Source organism: Nocardia sp. AB354 (assembly GCF_049538315.1).
Lineage (GTDB): Bacteria > Actinomycetota > Actinomycetes > Mycobacteriales > Mycobacteriaceae > Nocardia > Nocardia nova.
On sequence record NZ_JBMVFU010000011.1, the window covers coordinates 60,548 to 78,242 of the forward strand.

Here is a 17,695-nt window from a genome sequence, read left to right on the forward strand (position 1 = left end):
TCACTCCGCCAAGCGTTTCACCGCACCGGGCAGGTCGCGCATTCTCCGATACGGTCCCGCCACCGAGGCCGCGTACGGCCGCGCCAGCAGGGTGCGGGCGATCGCGGACACCTCCGCGGTGGTGACGGCGTCGATGCGCGCCAGCGTCTCCGAGACGCTGCGGTGATTGCCGTAGCTGAGTTCACTGCGGCCGATGCGGTTCATCCGGGAGCCGGAATCCTCGAGGCCCAGCACCAGTCCACCGCGCAGCGATCCCTTGGCCCGGGCACATTCGGCGTCGGTGATCCCGTTGGCGGCAACATCTTCCAGGATCTCGCGCGCCAATGTCGTGACCTCGCCGAGATTTTCGGGCTGACATCCCAGATAGACCGAGAAGGCGCCGGTGTCGGCGAAGGTGTCGACGCTGGAATACACCGAGTACGCCAGGCCGCGTTCCTCCCGGATCCGTTGGAAGAGACGGGAACTGAGCCCGCCGCCGAGCACGGTGTTCAGCACCGACAGCGGCCAGCGCTTATGCCCTTCGTGTCGGCCGAACGCGCGCACCCCGAACACCAGATGCGCCTGTTCGCTGTCGCGGTAGGTCCAGTGCAGCTGCGGTGACGTGCGCTTGCGGAAATGCCCTTCGCGGCGCGGCGCCGGTTCCCGCAACGGATCGAGCCGGTCGCCGAACGCGCGATGCACCAGCTCCACGGTGTGTTCGTGCTCGATATTGCCGGCCACCGCCACCACCATCCGGTCCGGACGGTAGCGGCGCAGATGGAACCCGCGCAGCTGCGCGGCGGTCATCTGCTCGACTGAGTCGACGGTGCCGATCACCGGCCGCCCGATCGGATGATCGCCGAACAGCGCGGTCAAGAACGAGTCGCCGACCAGGTCCTCGGGATCGTCGTCGCGCATCGAGATCTCCTCGAGCACCACCTGACGTTCCACGTCGACATCGATCGGACGGCACAACCCGTTCAGCACCACGTCGGAGACGACATCGACCGCGAGCGGCAGATCGTCGTCCAGCACATGGGCGTAGTAACAGGTCTGCTCCTTGGCGGTGAACGCGTTGAGTTCCCCGCCGACCGCGTCCACGGCCTCGGCGATGTCCAGCGCGGTACGAGTCGGGGTCGCCTTGAACAGCAGGTGTTCCAGGAAGTGCGCGGCGCCGGCCACCGAGGGCCCCTCGTCGCGTGAGCCAACGCCGACCCAGACACCGATCGACGCCGATCGCACCCCGGGCACATGTTCGGTGACCACCCGCAGTCCACCCGGCAGTACCGTACGCCGCACCCCGCTGTCGGAGAACGACCCGTCCTCGGCGAGGACCAGCGAAGAGCCCCCCTGCTCGAGAGCGAGCAAGGGGGCGTCGGCGCCGGCTTTCGCCGGAGTTCCCGCGCGCGAGGCTTGCTTCGTCTTCGGCGCGCGAGCTGTGCTGCCCGGCGCGCGCGTCGAAACCGAGGGCTTCGGGGCGCGCGCCGAGGACTTCTTCTTCGTCACATCCAACTATTTACTCGGCCGCGGCCTCGGCTGCAGCCGGAGCCTCGTCGGCGGCCGGAGCAGCGGTCTCCGCGCTCTCCTCCTCCGACACCGGGACCAGCGAGATCTTGCCGCGGTTGTCGATATCGGCGATCTCGACGCGGATCTTGTCGCCGACGTTCACCACGTCCTCGACCTTGCCGACCCGCTTGCCGTTGCCCAGCTTCGAGATGTGCACCAGACCGTCGCGGCCCGGCAGCAGCGAGACGAACGCGCCGAAGGCGGTGGTCTTGACGACCGTGCCCAGGAAGCGCTCGCCGACCTTCGGCAGCTGCGGGTTGGCGATGGCGTTGATCGCGTCGATCGCGGCCTGCGCCGACGGGCCGTCGGTCGCGCCGACGAACACGGTGCCGTCGTCCTCGATGGAGATGTTGGCGCCGGTGTCCTCGGTGATCTGGTTGATGACCTTGCCCTTGGGCCCGATCACCTCGCCGATCTTGTCGACCGGGATCTTGATCGCGGTGACGCGCGGCGCATAGGGGCTCATCTCGTCCGGGGTGGCGATGGCCTCGGCCATCACGTCCAGGATGGTCAGGCGCGCGTCGCGAGCCTGGTTGAGCGCACCGGCCAGCACCTTCGACGGAATGCCGTCGAGCTTGGTGTCGAGCTGCAGCGCGGTGACGAAGTCGCGGGTACCGGCGACCTTGAAGTCCATGTCGCCGAAGGCGTCCTCGGCGCCGAGAATGTCGGTCAGCGCGACGTAGCGGGTCTCCGACTCACCGTTGTCGCCGGTGACCTCGTCGGACACCAGACCCATGGCGATACCGGCGACCGGGGACTTCAGCGGCACACCCGCGTTCAGCAGCGACAGCGTGGAGGCACACACCGAACCCATCGAGGTGGATCCGTTGGAGCTCAGCGCTTCCGACACCTGGCGGATCGCGTAGGGAAACTCCTCCTGGCTCGGCAGCACCGGCACCAGCGCCCGCTCGGCGAGCGCGCCGTGGCCGATCTCGCGCCGCTTGGGCGAGCCGACGCGGCCCGTCTCACCGGTGGAGAACGGCGGGAAGTTGTAGTGGTGCATGTAGCGCTTGCTGGTCTCCGGGCCGAGCGAGTCGACCTGCTGGGCCATCTTCACCATGTCGAGGGTGGTGACGCCCAGGATCTGGGTCTCACCGCGCTCGAACAGCGCCGAACCGTGCGCCCGCGGCACCACGGCGACCTCGGCGGACAGCGCCCGGATGTCGGCCAGGCCACGACCGTCGATGCGGAAGCCGTCGGACAGGATGCGCTGGCGCACAAGCTTCTTGGTGACCGAGCGGAACGCCGCGCCGATCTCCTTCTCGCGGCCCTCGAAGTCCTCGGTCAGCGCCGAGAGCACCTCGAGCTTGATCTCGTCGATGCGCTCCTCGCGCTCCTGCTTGCCGGCGATCGACAGCGCCTCACCCAGCGGGTTCTTCGCGGTGCCCTCGACGGCGGTGTAGACGTCGGCCTCGTACGGCGGGAAGAGCGGGAACTCCTCGGTGGGCTTGGAGGCCAGCGCCGCCAGGTCGGCCTGCGCCTTGCACAGCCGCGCGATGAACGGCTTGGCGGCCTCGAGACCTTCGGCCACAACGGTTTCCGTCGGCGCCTGGGCGCCGTCTTCGACCAGCGCGATGACCTTGTCGGTCGCCTCGGCCTCGACCATCATGATCGCGACGTCACCGGATTCGACCACGCGGCCGGCGACGACCATGTCGAACACGGCCTCTTCCAGCTGCTCGACGGTCGGGAACGCGACCCACTGGCCCTGGATGAGCGCCACGCGCACGCCACCGACCGGACCCGAGAACGGAAGTCCCGCAATCTGAGTCGAGGCCGACGCCGCGTTGATCGCGACCACGTCGTAGAGATCGTTGGGATCCAGGCTCATCACCGTGACTACGACCTGGATCTCGTTGCGCAGGCCGTCGACGAACGACGGGCGCAGCGGACGGTCGATCAGGCGGCAAGTCAGGATCGCGTCGGTGGAGGGGCGGCCCTCGCGGCGGAAGAACGAGCCGGGGATGCGGCCCGCGGCGTACATCCGCTCCTCGACGTCGACCGTCAGCGGGAAGAAGTCGAACTGGTCCTTGGGGTGCTTACCGGCCGTGGTGGCCGACAGCAGCATGGTCTCGTCGTCCAGGTAGGCGACGACGGAGCCGGCGGCCTGCTTGGCCAGGCGCCCGGTCTCGAACCGGACGGTGCGGGTGCCGTAGCTCCCGTTGTCGATCAGGGCCACCGATTCGAACACACCGGGTTCGACCTCGATGGCGGAGCTCGTCTGGGATTCGGTCATATTTCTGTCTCAACCTCTCGTCTCGCCGGATCGAACGCCGTCGAGGCGCGATCCGGCTGGGTGTCCCCGCGCAGTTTCATCCCTGCCCGGAGGCAGCGGCTTGTCTGCGCGAGGCAGCCGTACCCGGGCTCGGGCGCGCGACAGCCCTCCTGGCTGTGGCGCGACACCCGGCCGATCCCCCATGGAACCGGCGACGCGGAGGCGGTCATCGATCGAAGCCCGCCGGCAACTCTCGCCGAAAGGCCACTACCGAAGACCGACGCCACGCGTGCGGGTGCATACGGCTGGTGCGGTGCCGATATACGACTAGCCGACGGGGAGATTCTATGCCTCCCCGTCGGCTGCGCGTTAACTACCTGTGATTGTCAGCGCGTCTGTCTCGCGTCCGTGCGGGCGCGAACAGATCAACGCCGCAGTCCGAGCCGCTCGATCAGCGAACGGTAGCGCTCGATGTCCTTGTCCTGCAGGTACTTCGACAGCCGCCGACGGCGACCGATCAGGCCCAGCAGGCCGTGGCGGGTGTGGTGATCGTGCTTGTGCACCTTCAGGTGCTCGGTCAGGTCGGAGATCCGCTTGGACAGCAGCGCGATCTGGGCCTCCGGCGAACCGGTGTCCTTCTCGTGCAGGCCGTACTCCTTGAGGATGGCCGCCTTCTGCTCGGTGGTCAGAGCCACGAATTCACTCCTTGTTTTCTCAGTCCGCGCTCGAGGAAACCGGGAAACCCCGGGCGGGCGCCACCGCGGACCGCAGCAGACCCGACGAGCCAGCCTACCGGATCACCGCACGTCGGACCGAATCGGCCCGATCCGGCCGGCCCCCACACCGGGAATCTGTCCGGCCGGCGGATTCGCTCAGCGCTGGGCGTCGCTCGCCTCGGCGGCGGCCAGCACCTGTCGCGTCTGCTCGACGTCGTCGCCCATGGCCCGGACCAGATCGTCGATCGAGTCGAAGCGGCGCATACCGCGCAGATGCTGCACGAAGTCCACGGCGACGTGCTGGCCGTACAGATCCGCCTCGGTGTCGAGGACGAAGGCCTCGACCGTGCGGGTGCGGCCGGAGAAGGTCGGGTTGGTGCCCACCGAGATCGCGGCCATGGCCCGCTTGCCCGGCCGGGTGACGCCGACCGTCTCTCCGGCGGCCAGCACAGTGAACCAGCCCGCGTATACGCCGTCGGCCGGGATCGCCGCATGCATCGGCGGAGCCACGTTGGCGGTCGGAAAACCGAGTTCGCGACCGCGGCCGTCGCCGTGGACGACGACACCCTCCACCCGGTGCGGGCGGCCGAGCGCGTCGGCGGCCGCGGCCATGTCACCGGCGTCGACACAGGCCCGGATGTAGGTGGAGGAGAACGTGACCGCGTGTTCGCCGACCAGCTTCACACCGTCGACCTCGAAGCCGAACCGGCCGCCCAGCTCGCGCATGGTCTCGACGGTGCCCGCCGCCTTCTTGCCGAAGGTGAAGTTGTCGCCGACCACGACCTCGGCGACATGCAGCTTCTCGACCAGCAGGTCGTGCACGTAGCGGCCGGGAGTGAGCTTCATGAAGTCCTGGGTGAACGGCATCACCAGGAACACATCGATACCGAGTTCCTCGACCAGCTCCGCGCGCCGGGTCAACGTGGTGAGCTGTGCCGGATGCGATCCGGGACGCACCACTTCCATCGGATGCGGGTCGAAGGTCATGAGAACCGAGGGAACACCGCGCACCGCAGCGGATTTCACCGCACGGCTGATCAATTGGGCGTGACCGCGGTGCACACCGTCGAACACGCCGATGGTGAGCACACACCGACCCCAGTCCGGTGGCATTTCCTCGAGACTTCGCCATCTCTGCACACACCGAAGCCTACGCAAGCGCGGTCACGAACCGGGATTCGGCGGGGCGGTTGTTCACCCGACCGTCACCCGCCCGCGTCGAGCGCGAGGTTGTGCGGGCTTGCGGGCTGCGGCCGCAATGGTCCCGCTGTACCTGATGGCAGGTCCGCGCCGGCCCGGCCCCCGCTGTGCTCGATCGCGGGGTCCGCGGCGGCCTCCGTGGTTACGCAGGCTGCCTCCTCCGGCCGCAACGCTGCCCCCGCTGTGCTCGATCGCGGGGTCCGCGGCGGCCTCCGTGGTTACGCAGGCTGCCTCCTCCGGCCGCAACGCTGCCCCCCGCTGTGCTCGATCACGGGGTCCGCGGCGGCCTCCGTGGTTACGCAGGCTGCCTCCTCCGGCCGCAACGCTGCCCCCGCTAAGCTCGATACGTGCCCGGAAAACGTGATGTCGCCACCCGGCGTGAGCTGGCAGATTCCGCTGCGTCACAAGCGTCTCCCGATGCGGGGGCGGCCGGGCGCGCGGCGAATGTGGCCCCCTCGCTGTCGTCGGTCGCCCAGGATTATCTGAAGGTCATCTGGAGTGCGCAGGAGTGGTCGCAGGAGAAGGTGTCGACCAAACTGCTCGCCGAGCGGATCGGTGTGTCGGCGTCGACGGTGTCGGAGGCGGTGCGCAAACTCGCCGATCAGGGGCTGGTCGAACACGCCCGCTACGGCGCCATCACGCTGACCGACAACGGCCGCCGGGCCGCAGTCGCCATGGTGCGCCGCCATCGGCTGATCGAAACGTTCCTGGTCAGCGAGCTCGGCTACGGCTGGGACGAGGTGCACGACGAGGCCGAGGTGCTCGAGCACGCGGTGTCGGAGACCCTGGTGGAACGTATCGACGCCAAACTCGGCCATCCCGATCGCGATCCGCACGGCGACCCGATCCCCTCCGTCGACGGTGCGGTCCCCACACCGCCCGCCCATCAGCTCAGCGACTTCCAGGCCGGACAATCCGGCCGGGTGGCGCGCATCTCCGATTTCGATCCCGCCATGCTGCGGTATTTCGATTCCGTCGGCATCGCGCTCGACACCGTGATCACCGTGGTGGAGCGGCGCGATTTCGCCGGCACCATCGCGGTGCGGATCGGCGAGCACACCATCGACCTGGGAAGCCCTGCGGCAGAAGCGATCTGGCTGACCTCCTGACCGGCCACCGCAGCGCCTCGGCACCGGGAGTCGCGGCGTATCGCCGCCCCTACTGTGTGACCAGCGCCGCGGCGCGCTCGGCGATCGCGGTGCCGAGTTCGGCGGTGGTCGCCGTACCGCCCAGATCGGGGGTGAGCACCTCCCCCGCGGCCAGCACATCGCAGACCGCGCGGTCGACGGCCGCGGCCGCCGCGGATTCGCCCAGGTGGTCGAGCATCATCGCACCGGCGAGGATCTGCGCCACCGGATCGGCGATGCCCATACCCGCGATATCGGGCGCACTGCCGTGCACCGCCTCGAACATCGAGGGCGCCTCGCGCGCGGGATTGATATTCCCCGAGGGCGCGAGCCCGAGCCCGCCGGTCACCGCGGCGGCGAGGTCGGACAGGATGTCGCCGAACAGATTCGAGCCGACGATCACGTCCAGCCGATCCGGATGCAGCACGATCTCCGCGGCCAGCGCATCGACATGCATCTGCCGCGTCTCGACGTCCGGATAGTCGGCGGCGATCCGCTCGAAAACGCTGTCCCAGTACGGCATCGAATGAATGAGGCCGTTGGACTTGGTGGCCGAACACAGTCTGCGGTCGCGCCGGCGCGCCTGCTCGAACGCGTATCGGATGATGCGTTCACATCCGGTGCGGGTGAATATCGATTCCTGAACCACGAATTCGTCCGGCCGCCCGGGATTGTGCATTCCCCCGATCGCGGAATATTCGCCCTCGGAATTCTCCCGCACGATGAGGATGTCGAGATCGTCGGCGCCGCGTCCGCGGAGCGCGGATTCGGTGCCGGGCAGCAGCCGGACCGGGCGCAGATTCACATACTGCCCGAAGGCGCGCCGCAGCGGGATCAGCAGACCCCACAGCGAAATATGGTCGGCCACCCCGGGAAATCCCACGGCACCGAGCAGAATCGCGTCGAAATCCGCCAGCTGCTGCGGACCATCCTCGGGCATCATCGCGCCGGTGCGCAGATATTGCTCACAGGACCAGTCGAATTCGGTCCAGGCGACGCCGGGCAGCACCGCGTCGAGAACCTTGACCGCCTCGGCCGTGACGTCCACGCCGATACCGTCGCCGGGAATGGTGGCAATGCGATACACCGGCATCACAGTGCCACACCGATGTATTTGGTCTCCAGGAATTCGTCGATGCCGGTGAAACCCCCCTCGCGTCCGAGACCCGATTCCTTCACTCCGCCGAACGGCGCCGCCGGATTGGACACCACGCCCTGGTTGAGTCCCACCATGCCGGTGTCGAGTGCCTCGCTCACCCGCAATCCGCGCCGCAGATTCTCGGTGAACACGTACGCCACCAAACCGTAGGGCGTGTCGTCGGCGCGTTCGATCACCTCGTCCTCGGTGTCGAAGACGGCCAAACCCGCGACGGGGCCGAAGATTTCGGTGCCGAACATCGCGGCGTCGTCCGGGACACCGGTCAGCACCGTGGGTGGATAGAAGTATCCGGATCCTTCGGCGGCGGTTCCGCCGAGCAGGACGGTGGCGCCGCGCCGGCGCGCATCGGCGACCAGTTCCGACACCTTCGCGACCGCCGCGGCGTCGATCAGCGGTCCGACCACCACGCCGGGATCGGCGCCGCGGCCCATCGGCAGGGCCGCCATGCGTTCGGTGAAGCGGCGGGTGAATTCGTCGGCTATGCCGCGTTGCAGGTAGATCCGGTTGGCCGCGGTGCAGGCCTGGCCGATATTGCGCATCTTCGCCGCGAGCGCGCCCTCCACCGCGGTATCGAGATCGGCGTCGTCGAACACGATCAGCGGGGCGTTGCCGCCCAATTCCATCGACGTGCGCATCACGGATCTCGCGCACTGTTCCAGCAGCAACTTCCCGACGGCGGTCGATCCCGTGAACGACAGTTTGCGCGAGCGCGGATCCGCGATCATCGCACCGGTCACCGCCGCCGGATCGGAGGTGGTCACGACATTGACCACGCCGTCGGGAACTCCTGCGGCGGACAGTATTTCGGCGATCGCCAGCGTGCACAGCGGGGTCTGCTCGGCGGGTTTGACCACACAGGTGCAGCCCGCGGCCAAGGCTGGGCCGATCTTGCGGGTCGCCATCGCCATGGGGAAGTTCCACGGGGTGATCAGGATGCTCGGTCCCACGGGCCGGCGCGCCACCACGAAGCGGGATCCACCGGCCGGCGCGGGCATATAGCCGCCGTCCAGCCGCACCGCCTCCTCGGCGAACCAGCGGAAGAACTCCGCCGCGTACACGACCTCGCCGCGCGCCTCGGCCAGCGGTTTGCCCATTTCGGCGGTGGCGATGCGGGCGAGCCGGTCGGTGTCGTCGAGCATGGCCCGATGGGCGCGCATCAGGATCTCCGACCGGGTCCGCGCGGGCACCTCGGCCCACGCGTCCTGGGCCGCCGCGGCCGCGGCCAGCGCGGCGACGCCGTCCTCGGGGCCGGCATCGGCGACGGCGGTCAGGATCTGCCCGGTGGCCGGGTCCTCCACGTCCAGCAGGGTGGCCGCCTCGCGCCGGCGCCCGCCGATGAACAGGCCGGTCGGGACGCTGTCGATCGCCGCGCGCGTCGCGGCATCCGGATCCGCAACGGTATACGTCATCGCTCGCTCCTCTTCTCGGAACAGCAGGTCGGTTCGGCGCAGTCGTTGCCGTCACCGTCGCGGCCATGTTATACACATTGTCAACAATCCGACAATAAGAATCCGGCCGTCACCGGCGCGGATTTCCCGTCGCCCGGGAGGCGGATCACCATGACTGCACTTTCCCCCGTTCTCCGGCAGGCCACGCCGGTCACCGTCGATCACGGCGAGGGCTGCTACCTGTACGGCACCGACGGTCGCCGGTACCTCGACTTCACCGCCGGGATCGGCGTCACCAGCACCGGGCACTGTCATCCGCGGGTGGTCGAGGCCGCGCGTGAACAGGTCGGCAGCCTCATCCACGGCCAGTACACGACGGTCATGCACCGGCCGCTGCTGCGGCTGACCGAACGGCTCGCCGATGTGCTTCCCGCCCACCTGGATTCGGTGTTCTTCGCCAACTCCGGCAGCGAGGCCGTGGAGGCCGCGCTGCGGCTGGCCCGGCAGGCCACCGGCCGCCCCAATGTGGTGGTGTTCCACGGCGGCTTCCACGGCCGCACGGTCGCCGCCGCGACCATGACCACCTCCGGAACCCGCTTCTCGGCCGGTTTCAGCCCGCTCATGGGTGGTGTGCACGTGGCGCCGTTCCCCACCGCCTACCGCTACGGCTGGTCGGAGGAGGAGGCGACCGATTTCGCCTTGCGCGAGCTCGACTACATCCTCACCACGCTCACCGCCCCGGCCGAGACGGCCGCCTTCATCGTCGAACCCGTGCTCGGCGAGGGCGGCTACATCCCGGGCAACACCCGGTTCTTCCAGGGCCTGCGCGAGCGCGCCGACCGGCACGGCATCCTGTTGATCTTCGACGAGATCCAGACCGGGTTCGGCCGCACCGGAAAGTTCTTCGGGCACCAGCATTTCGACGTACAGCCCGACGTCATCACCATAGCCAAGGGGTTGGCCAGCGGTTTTCCGCTGTCGGGAATCGCCGCGCCACAGGAGCTGATGGCCAAGGCCTGGCCGGGATCTCAAGGCGGCACCTACGGCGCCAATGCCGTGGCCTGCGCGGCCGCGGTCGCCACCATCGACGTCATCGAATCCGAGGGGCTGGTGGACAACGCCGCCGCCCGCGGGGACCAATTGCTGGCCGGCACCCGGGCCTGCGCCACCAAGGCGATCGGCGATGTGCGCGGCCTGGGCCTGCTCGTGGGCAGCGAATTCACCACGGCGGCAGGCGAACCCGACACCGCCACGGCCGCGACGGCCCAGCGGCTGGCCGCCGAGCGCGGCCTGCTCCTGCTGACCTGCGGGGCCTACAGCAACGTCGTGCGAATGATCCCGCCCCTGATCGTGACCGCGGAACAGGTCGACGAGGCGCTGGCGCTGTGGACCGGCGTCCTGGACGAGCTGTAGCGATACCCACGCCCCGAGCGGAACAGGAGATCTCGATGGCCCGGTACCTCACCATCACCCTCACCAAGGCCGGCGTGCGGGCTCGCGCGCGATTGCTGGACGAGCTGGCCCCGCACACCTGCGCGGCGGTGTGGGACGCACTGCCGCAGGAGGGCGACGCGTTCCACGCCAAATACGCCCGCAACGAGGTGTACACCCTCGTGCCGCGCATCACCGCCGCGCCGCATCGCGAAAACCCCACCGTCACACCGATTCCCGGTGACGTCTGCCTGTTCGACTTCGAACCGTGGGAGATCGGCAATCCCGCCTACGGCTACGAACCGGGCTCGGCCGCGCACGACGCGCAGGGCGCCACCGATCTGGCACTGTTCTACGACCGCAACAACCTGCTGATCAACGGCGATATGGGCTGGGTCCCGGGCAATGTGTTCGCGACCATCGAGGAAGGACTGCCGGAGCTGGCCGCCGCGTGCAACGCGCTGTGGCTGCGCGGCGTGGAAGGCGAAACACTGTCCTTCACACGGTCTTCGGAGTAACGACACGTCGCAGGCGCGACCACGCGGCCCGGTCCGGACAGGACCGGGCCGCGATGCGCGTCAGCTCAGCACCGCCTCGGCGAAGCGCGCCACCGCGAGCACGAAATCGTCGGAGTGGCGCGGCCCGACGATCTGCAGCCCCACCGGCATTCCCGCCGCGGTCCGCCCGGCGGGAATGGTGATCGCCGGCTGCTGGGTGAGATTGAACGGATAGGTGAACGGGGTCCACTGCGGCCAGCTGTCCATCGAACTACCCGGCGGCACATCGTATCCCGCGTCGAAGGCGGTGATCGGCATGGTCGGAGTGACGAGGACGTCGTAAGCGGTATGGAAGGCCCCCATCACGATGCCGATCTCCGCCGCCACCGCACGCGCCTCGATGTAGTCGACCGCGCTCAGCGTGCGGCCGCGGTCCCACATGGCGCCCAGGCCGGGGTCGACCCGCTCCCGGGTGCCCTCGGGGAAGGTCGAGAGCATGGCCGCCGCCCCGGCCGCCCACATCGTTTCGAACGCCGGGCGCGGATCGGCGAATCCGGGATCGGCCTCGACCACCCGTAGGCCGGCCTCGTCGAGCGCCCGCACCGCCGCCGCGACGACCGCCGCGACCTCCGGATCGACCTGCGCGAAACCGAGATTCGCCGAAAAGCCGACCGTCGCACCGCGCACCTCGCGCTGCAGTTCGCCGCGGAAGGTCAGCAGCGGCGGCGCACCCGCGGTCGGATCGCGGTGATCGGGCAGCGACAGGATGTCCATCAGCAGCGCCACGTCCTCGACGGTGCGGGCGATGGGCCCGGCGTGTGCCAGCGGCCCGAACGGGCTGGCCGGGTACAGCGGGACGCGGCCGTGCGTGGGCTTGAATCCCACCACCCCGCAGAACGAGGCCGGAATCCGGATGCTGCCACCGCCGTCGGTCCCGATCGACACGGGTCCCATGCCGGCCGCGACCGCCACCGCCGAACCGCCGGAGGAACCGCCGGACGTCTTGTCCGGGTCGACCGGATTACGGGTGATTCCCGTCAGCGCGCTGTCGGTGGTGGCCTTCCACGCCAGCTCCGGCGTGGTGGTCTTACCCAGGAACACGAGTCCGTCCTCACGCAGCCGGGCGGTGGCCGGGCTGTCGACCGGCCACGGCACATCCGGCCGGATCGAGGTCGAGCCGCGCAGCGTCGGCCACCCCTCGGTGAGGAAGATGTCCTTGATCGAGATCGGCACGCCGTCGAGCAGGCCCTGCGCACGACCACCCTGCCAGCGCGCCTCGGACTCCTTGGCCTGCACCATCGCCCGCTCCGGGTCGACCAAGCAGAACGCGTCGAGGACGTCGTCGCGGGCCGCGATCGCGTCCAGCGCGGCCTGGGTGGCCTCGACGGGAGACAAGGCCCCGGCCGAATAGGCGGCGGCCAACTCGGCCGCGGTCATCGCCGCGGGGTCGGTCCCTGTATCGGGGTGGGCCATCGTGACTCCCTTCAGCTGGGCACGTAACCCAGCTTCTTGTCGACCACATTGTGTAAGGGCTGACCGCTTGCCCACCGCTCGAAATTCTCGGTGAACGCGGCGACGATCTCCGCCCGCCAGCCGATGAAGTCGCCGCTGTTGTGCGGGGTGACAACGACATTCGGCAGATCCCACAGCGGGTGGCCGGCCGGCAGCGGTTCCGGATCGACCACGTCCAGCGCCGCACCGGCGAGCACACCGCCGCGCAGCGCCGCGACCAGATCGTCGGTGACCACGGATTCCCCACGCCCGACATTGATGAAACGCGCATGCGGCTTCATCGCCGCGAAGGCGCTCGCGTCGAACATGTGCCGGGTCTGCGGAGTGAGCGGCGTCACGCAGACCACGTAATCAGCCCCGGGCAGTTCGGCGTGCAAATCGGTTGCCACCGTGCCGAAATCGGGATCGCCGATGCGCGCGGTCCGCCCCAGCCCGCGCACCCGCATCCCGGCCGCGCGCAGCAGGCGGGCGATCGCGCGTCCGATCGAGCCGGTGCCGACCACCAGCACCGCGGCTCCCGCCACCCGCTCGGATTCGCGGTGGCGCCACTGGTGACGCTGCTGCAGCCGCAGCGATTCGGGCAGATCCTTGGCGAAGGCGAGCACCTGGGCGAGAACGTATTCCGCGATGGGCTCATCGAACAGTCCGCGGGTGTTGGTGACCTGTACGTCGCTGTCGATCAGTGCGTCGAACATCACGGCGTCGACACCCGTGCCCCCCACATGCACCCACCGCATCCGATCGGCGCGATCCCAGGCGCCGGGCAGGGCGGTGCTGCGGAAGTCGTAGACGAACAGCGCCTCGGCGCCGGGCAGCGCGTCCGCGAGCGATGCCCCGTCGGCGAAGCGGACGGTCGCCTGCTCCAACACCGGACGCATGAATTCCGCGTCGGGCTCGACGCCGTCGTGCAGGACGGTGACAACTGGGCCCGCGTTCATATTGACAGGCTAAAAACCCATCGTATGCTTGTCAACAATCCGATTGTGCGCGGAGGATTGTCGCCCGGACGCGAGAGGGGCCCTCGTGGAACTGAATTTTCCCGAGCTGGACGGGCCTGTCGCGCAACGGGGCATCGGGATCATCGCGCCGTTCGATCTGGCGCTCGAGCGCGAACTGTGGCGGTGGGCTCCCCTGGAAGTGAGCCTGCATCTGGCGCGCACGCCGTACGAGCCGGTGCCGGTCTCGCTCGAGATGGCCGAATTGGTCTCCGACGCAGCACATCTCACCGCGGCGACGCGCAACGTGCTGCACGTGGAACCCGAGGTGATCGCCTATCTGTGCACCTCGGGCAGCTTCATCAAGGGGCTGGCCTACGAGCGAGCGCTGCGCGACACCATCTGCCGGGCCGGCGCCCGCGACGCGATCACCACCTCCGGCGCACTGATCGAGGCCGTGCACAAACTGCAGTTGTCCAAGATGTCGGTCATCACGCCCTACGACGAGATTCTGACCACGAAGCTGCACGAGTTCCTGCACGAGGCCGGTTGCGAGGTCCTGCGATCGGATCATCTGGGACTCGGCGGCGGCATCTGGAAGGTCAGCTATCGCACGATCGCCGAACGCATCATGGCCGCCGATGATCCCGCCGCGCAGGCCATCTTCGTCAGCTGCACCAACCTTCCTACCTACGACCTGGTCGAACCGCTGGAACAGCTGCTCGGCAAACCGGTCCTGACCGCCAACCAACTGACCATGTGGGCCTGTCTCGGACGGATGAAACTGCCGATGATGGGCCCTGGCAAGTGGCTGCAGAACGTTTTCTAGGAGGCGCTGTGGAACGGACACCGACCGTCGGATTCATCTATCCCGATCACGCCGCCGAGGACGAATATCCCTGGGCAGCAGCACATCTCGGCGTCGATCTTCGTGTCGCGCACATCTACGGCACCGACCTGCACGCGGTGCCCGAACTGCTCGAGCTGGGCAGTCCGGACAAGTTGCGCCGGGGCGCGGATCTGCTGGCGCCCTTCGATCCCCTGGCCGTGGTGTGGGCCTGCACCTCGGGCAGCTTCGTCTACGGACCGCAGGGTGCGCGCGAACAGGCGGAGGAGCTCTCCCGGATCTGCGGCGTCCCCGCGTCGAGCACCAGTTTCGCGTTCGTGGAGGCGGTGCGGGCGATAGCCGCCGGCCGCGTCGCCGTGTGCGCGAGCTATCCGGACGAGGTCGCCGCCCTCTTCGTGGACTTCCTCGACGCCGCCGGCATCCGGGTGGTCTCGATGTCGAGCGCCGGAATCGACACGGCCGCCGAAGTGGGGACGCTGACACCGTCGCAGGTGCTGGACCTGGCGGCGGCGAACGACCATCCCGACGCCGAGGCGCTGCTGATTCCCGATACCGCGATGCATACGATACAACTGCTTCCGGAGCTGGAATCAGCGCTCGGCAAGCCGGTACTCACCGCGAACCAGGTCACCGTCTGGCACGGGCTGCGACTGGCGGGGCTGCCCGCCCACACGCCTGCGTCCGGACCGGGGCTCGGAACGCTCTTCTCGGAAAGGCCGATTCATGTCGGTGATTGAGTTCGAACCCGTGAATCGGCAGTCCACGGCGGAGATGATCGCCGACCGGCTGCGCGCGGCGATCGTGCGCGGCACGCTGGCGCCGGGGACCCAGCTGGTGGAGGCCGAACTGGCCGCGCAGTTCGACGTCTCGCGAGGTCCCGTCCGGGAGGCCATGCAGCGCTTGGTTTCCGAAGGGCTGCTGCACAGCGTGCGGCATCGCGGCATCTTCGTCATCGAACTCAGCCTGGCCGACGTCGTCGACATCTACCGCGCCCGCACCGCGATCGAGGGCGGTGCGCTGGACCTGATCCTGGACGGCCGCCGCGAGATCGCCTACGAGGCCTTGCAATCCAGCGTCGCCGATATGCAGGCCTGTGCCGAACGCGGCGATGCCACCGGCGTCACCGATGCCGACCACGAATTCCATCAGGCGCTGGTCACCAGCGCCGACAGCCCGCGGCTGGTGCGGGCCGCGCGGACACTGCTGATCGAGACCCGGATGTGCCTGGGCGCCCTGCAGACGACCTACACCGACCTCGGTGAGCAGGTCCGCGAACATGTGGCGCTGCGCGAGGCCATCGCCGCCGGCCCGCCGCGCGATGTGCACGAACTGCTCGTCGGGCATATGCGCGACGCGGTCGATCGGCTCCGGGAGCAGATCGGCGAAGGGTAGGTCCGCGCTCAGTCGATGAGCCCGCGCGGGCGCACCACGAAGACCGGCGAGGAGCGCTTGCCCTTCTCCTCGAGCAGGGCGATGGTCCGGCCGTCGGTGGTCGTGGCCGCGTGCACCCCGCGCAGGCCCACCGGGTCCAGCCAGCGCCCGTCGCGCAGCGATTCGGCCTGTTCGGCGTCGATCTCCCGATGCGGAAAGGCAAGGCGCACAGCGGCATCGACGTCGAGATTCAGGCTCGGATCGTCGGCGAGCTGCTCCAGGGTGCGAGCGTGTTCGAGGGTGAAAGGGCCGACCCGGGTGCGCCGCAACGCGGTCAGATGTCCGCCGACCCCCAGCGCGGCGCCGAGATCGCGGGCCAGCGCCCGGATGTAGGTGCCCGAGGAACAGTCGACCTCGACGTCCAGATCGACGAATGTCGTTGCGCCGGTGTCGATATCACGCCGGCCCAGAATGTCGAACCGGGAGACCGTGACCGGCCGGGCCGCCAGTTCCACCTGTTCGCCCGCCCGGGCGCGCGCGTACGCCCGCTCACCGTTGACCTTGATCGCGCTCACCGTCGAGGGCACCTGCTGGATATCGCCGGTGAGCGCGGCGACGGCCGCGGCGATATCGGCGTCGGCGAGATGGCCGGCGGGGATGGTGGCCAGCACCTCACCCTCGGCATCGTCGGTGACGGTGGCCTGGCCGAGGCGAATCGTCGCGGCATAGGACTTGGTGGTCAGGCTCAGCAGGCCCAGCAGTTTGGTGGCGCGCTCGACGCCGAGCACCAGCACGCCGGTGGCCATCGGGTCGAGCGTGCCGGCGTGGCCGATCTTCCTGGTACGCAGGATCTTCCGGCAGCGCGCGACCACGTCGTGGCTGGTCTGCCCACCGTCCTTGTCGATGATCAGCAGACCGCCGAGCGGATCGACGATCGCCTCACGTTCGGCCATCAGCCGGCCACGATCGCGGTCAGGATCAGCCCCTCGGCGACCGTCCAGCGGCCGTCGAACGCGGTCAGCGGCGCACCGCCGTCGAGAGTCTGCCCGGGAACCAGCAGCGCACTGTGGAAGGTGCCCGCGGTGCCGGTGTCGTCGACGGTGAAGGTGATGTGGGCGTCCTCGAAGCCGAGCCAGCGCTGGGTGAGCGGGAACCACGCCTTGTAGGTGGCTTCCTTCGCGCAGAACAGCAGCCGGTCCATATGCAGTCCGGTCGCGGGGATCGCGCCGCGCAGCCAGTCCCGTTCGGCGGGCAGGCTCACCGAGTCCAGCACCCCCTCGGGCAGCGTGTCGTGCGGTTCGGCGTCGATGCCCACCGACCGCCAGCGCAGCCGATGCGCCAGCACCGCCGCTCGGTACCCGTCACAGTGGGTGAGGCTGCCGACGACCCCGCGCGGAAACAGCGGCATCCCGCGCTCGCCCTTGCCGATCGCCGCCGGCGGCTCACCGAGCTGGGCCAGCGCCAGCCGCGCACAGTGCCGGGCGCCGATGAAATCGCGCCGCCGCTTCTCGACCGATTGCGCGATCAGATGTTCCTCACCGGGATGCGGTTTCAGATCCTCCGGATACCGCAACAGCTCCGCCGCGGCCACTCCCGCGGGCAGAATGCTGCCGATGACGCGCGCCTGTTCCTCGATGACCGCCTCCTGAGTCGACCCTGTCTGCGCTACGAGCCTAGCGGTGCGGGCGCTACCCGGACTCGGCCAGCTCCGGGGAAGCCGCAGCGGCCCACCGCAGCAGGCGCACCGGAAAA

16 protein-coding genes are annotated in these 17,695 nt (G+C 69.0%); 6 read left to right on the plus strand and 10 right to left on the minus strand.

All coding sequences use genetic code 11. The features are described from left to right. From ACPCUW_RS17730 to ACPCUW_RS17745, 4 genes are all read right to left on the minus strand, one after another. Nucleotides 1–1,317: a M16 family metallopeptidase gene (locus tag ACPCUW_RS17730; protein ID WP_423426130.1), complete on the minus strand. Its 1,317-nt coding sequence runs from the start codon at nucleotides 1,315–1,317 to the stop codon at nucleotides 1–3. A gap of 178 nt (nucleotides 1,318–1,495) precedes the next feature. Beyond that, nucleotides 1,496–3,781, minus strand: a complete 2,286-nt coding sequence (locus tag ACPCUW_RS17735) for a polyribonucleotide nucleotidyltransferase (RefSeq protein ID WP_063019231.1) — start codon at nucleotides 3,779–3,781, stop codon at nucleotides 1,496–1,498. A gap of 404 nt (nucleotides 3,782–4,185) precedes the next feature. Then, nucleotides 4,186–4,455: a 30S ribosomal protein S15 gene (gene rpsO / locus ACPCUW_RS17740; RefSeq protein WP_040720363.1), complete on the minus strand. Its 270-nt coding sequence runs from the start codon at nucleotides 4,453–4,455 to the stop codon at nucleotides 4,186–4,188. A gap of 177 nt (nucleotides 4,456–4,632) precedes the next feature. Next, entirely contained in the window at nucleotides 4,633–5,616 is a 984-nt protein-coding gene (locus ACPCUW_RS17745; protein ID WP_030513180.1) for a bifunctional riboflavin kinase/FAD synthetase, read from the minus strand. 506 nt (nucleotides 5,617–6,122) lie between these two features. Between ACPCUW_RS17745 and ACPCUW_RS17750 the strand changes: the two genes are divergently transcribed. Then, nucleotides 6,123–6,785, plus strand: coding sequence for a metal-dependent transcriptional regulator (locus tag ACPCUW_RS17750; RefSeq protein ID WP_051755147.1), 663 nt, complete (start codon nucleotides 6,123–6,125; stop codon nucleotides 6,783–6,785). A gap of 49 nt (nucleotides 6,786–6,834) precedes the next feature. Here the strand turns inward: ACPCUW_RS17750 and ACPCUW_RS17755 are convergent, their stop codons facing one another. Together ACPCUW_RS17755 and ACPCUW_RS17760 are read right to left on the minus strand one after the other, a co-directional pair. Next, on the minus strand, nucleotides 6,835–7,896 hold the full coding sequence (locus ACPCUW_RS17755; RefSeq protein ID WP_423425990.1) for a tartrate dehydrogenase: 1,062 nt from the start codon (nucleotides 7,894–7,896) through the stop codon (nucleotides 6,835–6,837). After that, nucleotides 7,896–9,371: an NAD-dependent succinate-semialdehyde dehydrogenase gene (locus ACPCUW_RS17760; RefSeq protein ID WP_423425992.1), complete on the minus strand. Its 1,476-nt coding sequence runs from the start codon at nucleotides 9,369–9,371 to the stop codon at nucleotides 7,896–7,898. The genes ACPCUW_RS17755 and ACPCUW_RS17760 overlap by 1 nt, the downstream gene beginning before the upstream one ends. A gap of 150 nt (nucleotides 9,372–9,521) precedes the next feature. On the opposite strand from ACPCUW_RS17760, the gene ACPCUW_RS17765 reads away from it, so the two are divergent. Next, complete coding sequence (locus tag ACPCUW_RS17765; RefSeq protein WP_064904181.1) at nucleotides 9,522–10,763, plus strand: aspartate aminotransferase family protein; 1,242 nt, start codon at nucleotides 9,522–9,524, stop codon at nucleotides 10,761–10,763. A gap of 35 nt (nucleotides 10,764–10,798) precedes the next feature. After that, nucleotides 10,799–11,299 carry a DUF3830 family protein gene (locus ACPCUW_RS17770; RefSeq protein ID WP_423425993.1) on the plus strand — a complete coding sequence of 167 codons (501 nt, stop codon included), beginning with the start codon at nucleotides 10,799–10,801 and terminating at the stop codon, nucleotides 11,297–11,299. A gap of 60 nt (nucleotides 11,300–11,359) precedes the next feature. Here the strand turns inward: ACPCUW_RS17770 and ACPCUW_RS17775 are convergent, their stop codons facing one another. Further along, entirely contained in the window at nucleotides 11,360–12,751 is a 1,392-nt protein-coding gene (locus ACPCUW_RS17775) for an amidase (RefSeq protein ID WP_227463065.1), read from the minus strand. 11 nt (nucleotides 12,752–12,762) lie between these two features. Then, on the minus strand, nucleotides 12,763–13,728 hold the full coding sequence (locus ACPCUW_RS17780) for a D-2-hydroxyacid dehydrogenase (RefSeq protein WP_104391427.1): 966 nt from the start codon (nucleotides 13,726–13,728) through the stop codon (nucleotides 12,763–12,765). Nucleotides 13,729–13,813: 85 nt separating this feature from the next. Between ACPCUW_RS17780 and ACPCUW_RS17785 the strand changes: the two genes are divergently transcribed. The 3 genes from ACPCUW_RS17785 to ACPCUW_RS17795 are packed head-to-tail and all read left to right on the plus strand — an operon-like array spanning nucleotide 13,814 to nucleotide 15,964. Then, complete coding sequence (locus tag ACPCUW_RS17785) at nucleotides 13,814–14,554, plus strand: maleate cis-trans isomerase family protein (RefSeq protein WP_063019077.1); 741 nt, start codon at nucleotides 13,814–13,816, stop codon at nucleotides 14,552–14,554. Nucleotides 14,555–14,562: 8 nt separating this feature from the next. Continuing rightward, nucleotides 14,563–15,309 (plus strand): maleate cis-trans isomerase family protein, encoded by a 747-nt coding sequence (locus tag ACPCUW_RS17790; RefSeq protein WP_030513171.1) that lies wholly within the window; start codon nucleotides 14,563–14,565, stop codon nucleotides 15,307–15,309. Next, nucleotides 15,296–15,964 (plus strand): GntR family transcriptional regulator, encoded by a 669-nt coding sequence (locus tag ACPCUW_RS17795; RefSeq protein ID WP_030513170.1) that lies wholly within the window; start codon nucleotides 15,296–15,298, stop codon nucleotides 15,962–15,964. The genes ACPCUW_RS17790 and ACPCUW_RS17795 overlap by 14 nt, the downstream gene beginning before the upstream one ends. An 8-nt stretch (nucleotides 15,965–15,972) precedes the next feature. Here ACPCUW_RS17795 and truB read toward each other — a convergent pair whose 3' ends face one another. Together truB and npt are read right to left on the minus strand one after the other, a co-directional pair. Then, nucleotides 15,973–16,896, minus strand: coding sequence for a tRNA pseudouridine(55) synthase TruB (gene truB / locus ACPCUW_RS17800; protein ID WP_423425996.1), 924 nt, complete (start codon nucleotides 16,894–16,896; stop codon nucleotides 15,973–15,975). Further along, nucleotides 16,896–17,534 carry a 4'-phosphopantetheinyl transferase Npt gene (npt, locus tag ACPCUW_RS17805; protein WP_281210275.1) on the minus strand — a complete coding sequence of 213 codons (639 nt, stop codon included), beginning with the start codon at nucleotides 17,532–17,534 and terminating at the stop codon, nucleotides 16,896–16,898. The genes truB and npt overlap by 1 nt, the downstream gene beginning before the upstream one ends. Nucleotides 17,535–17,695: the final 161 nt, after the last annotated feature.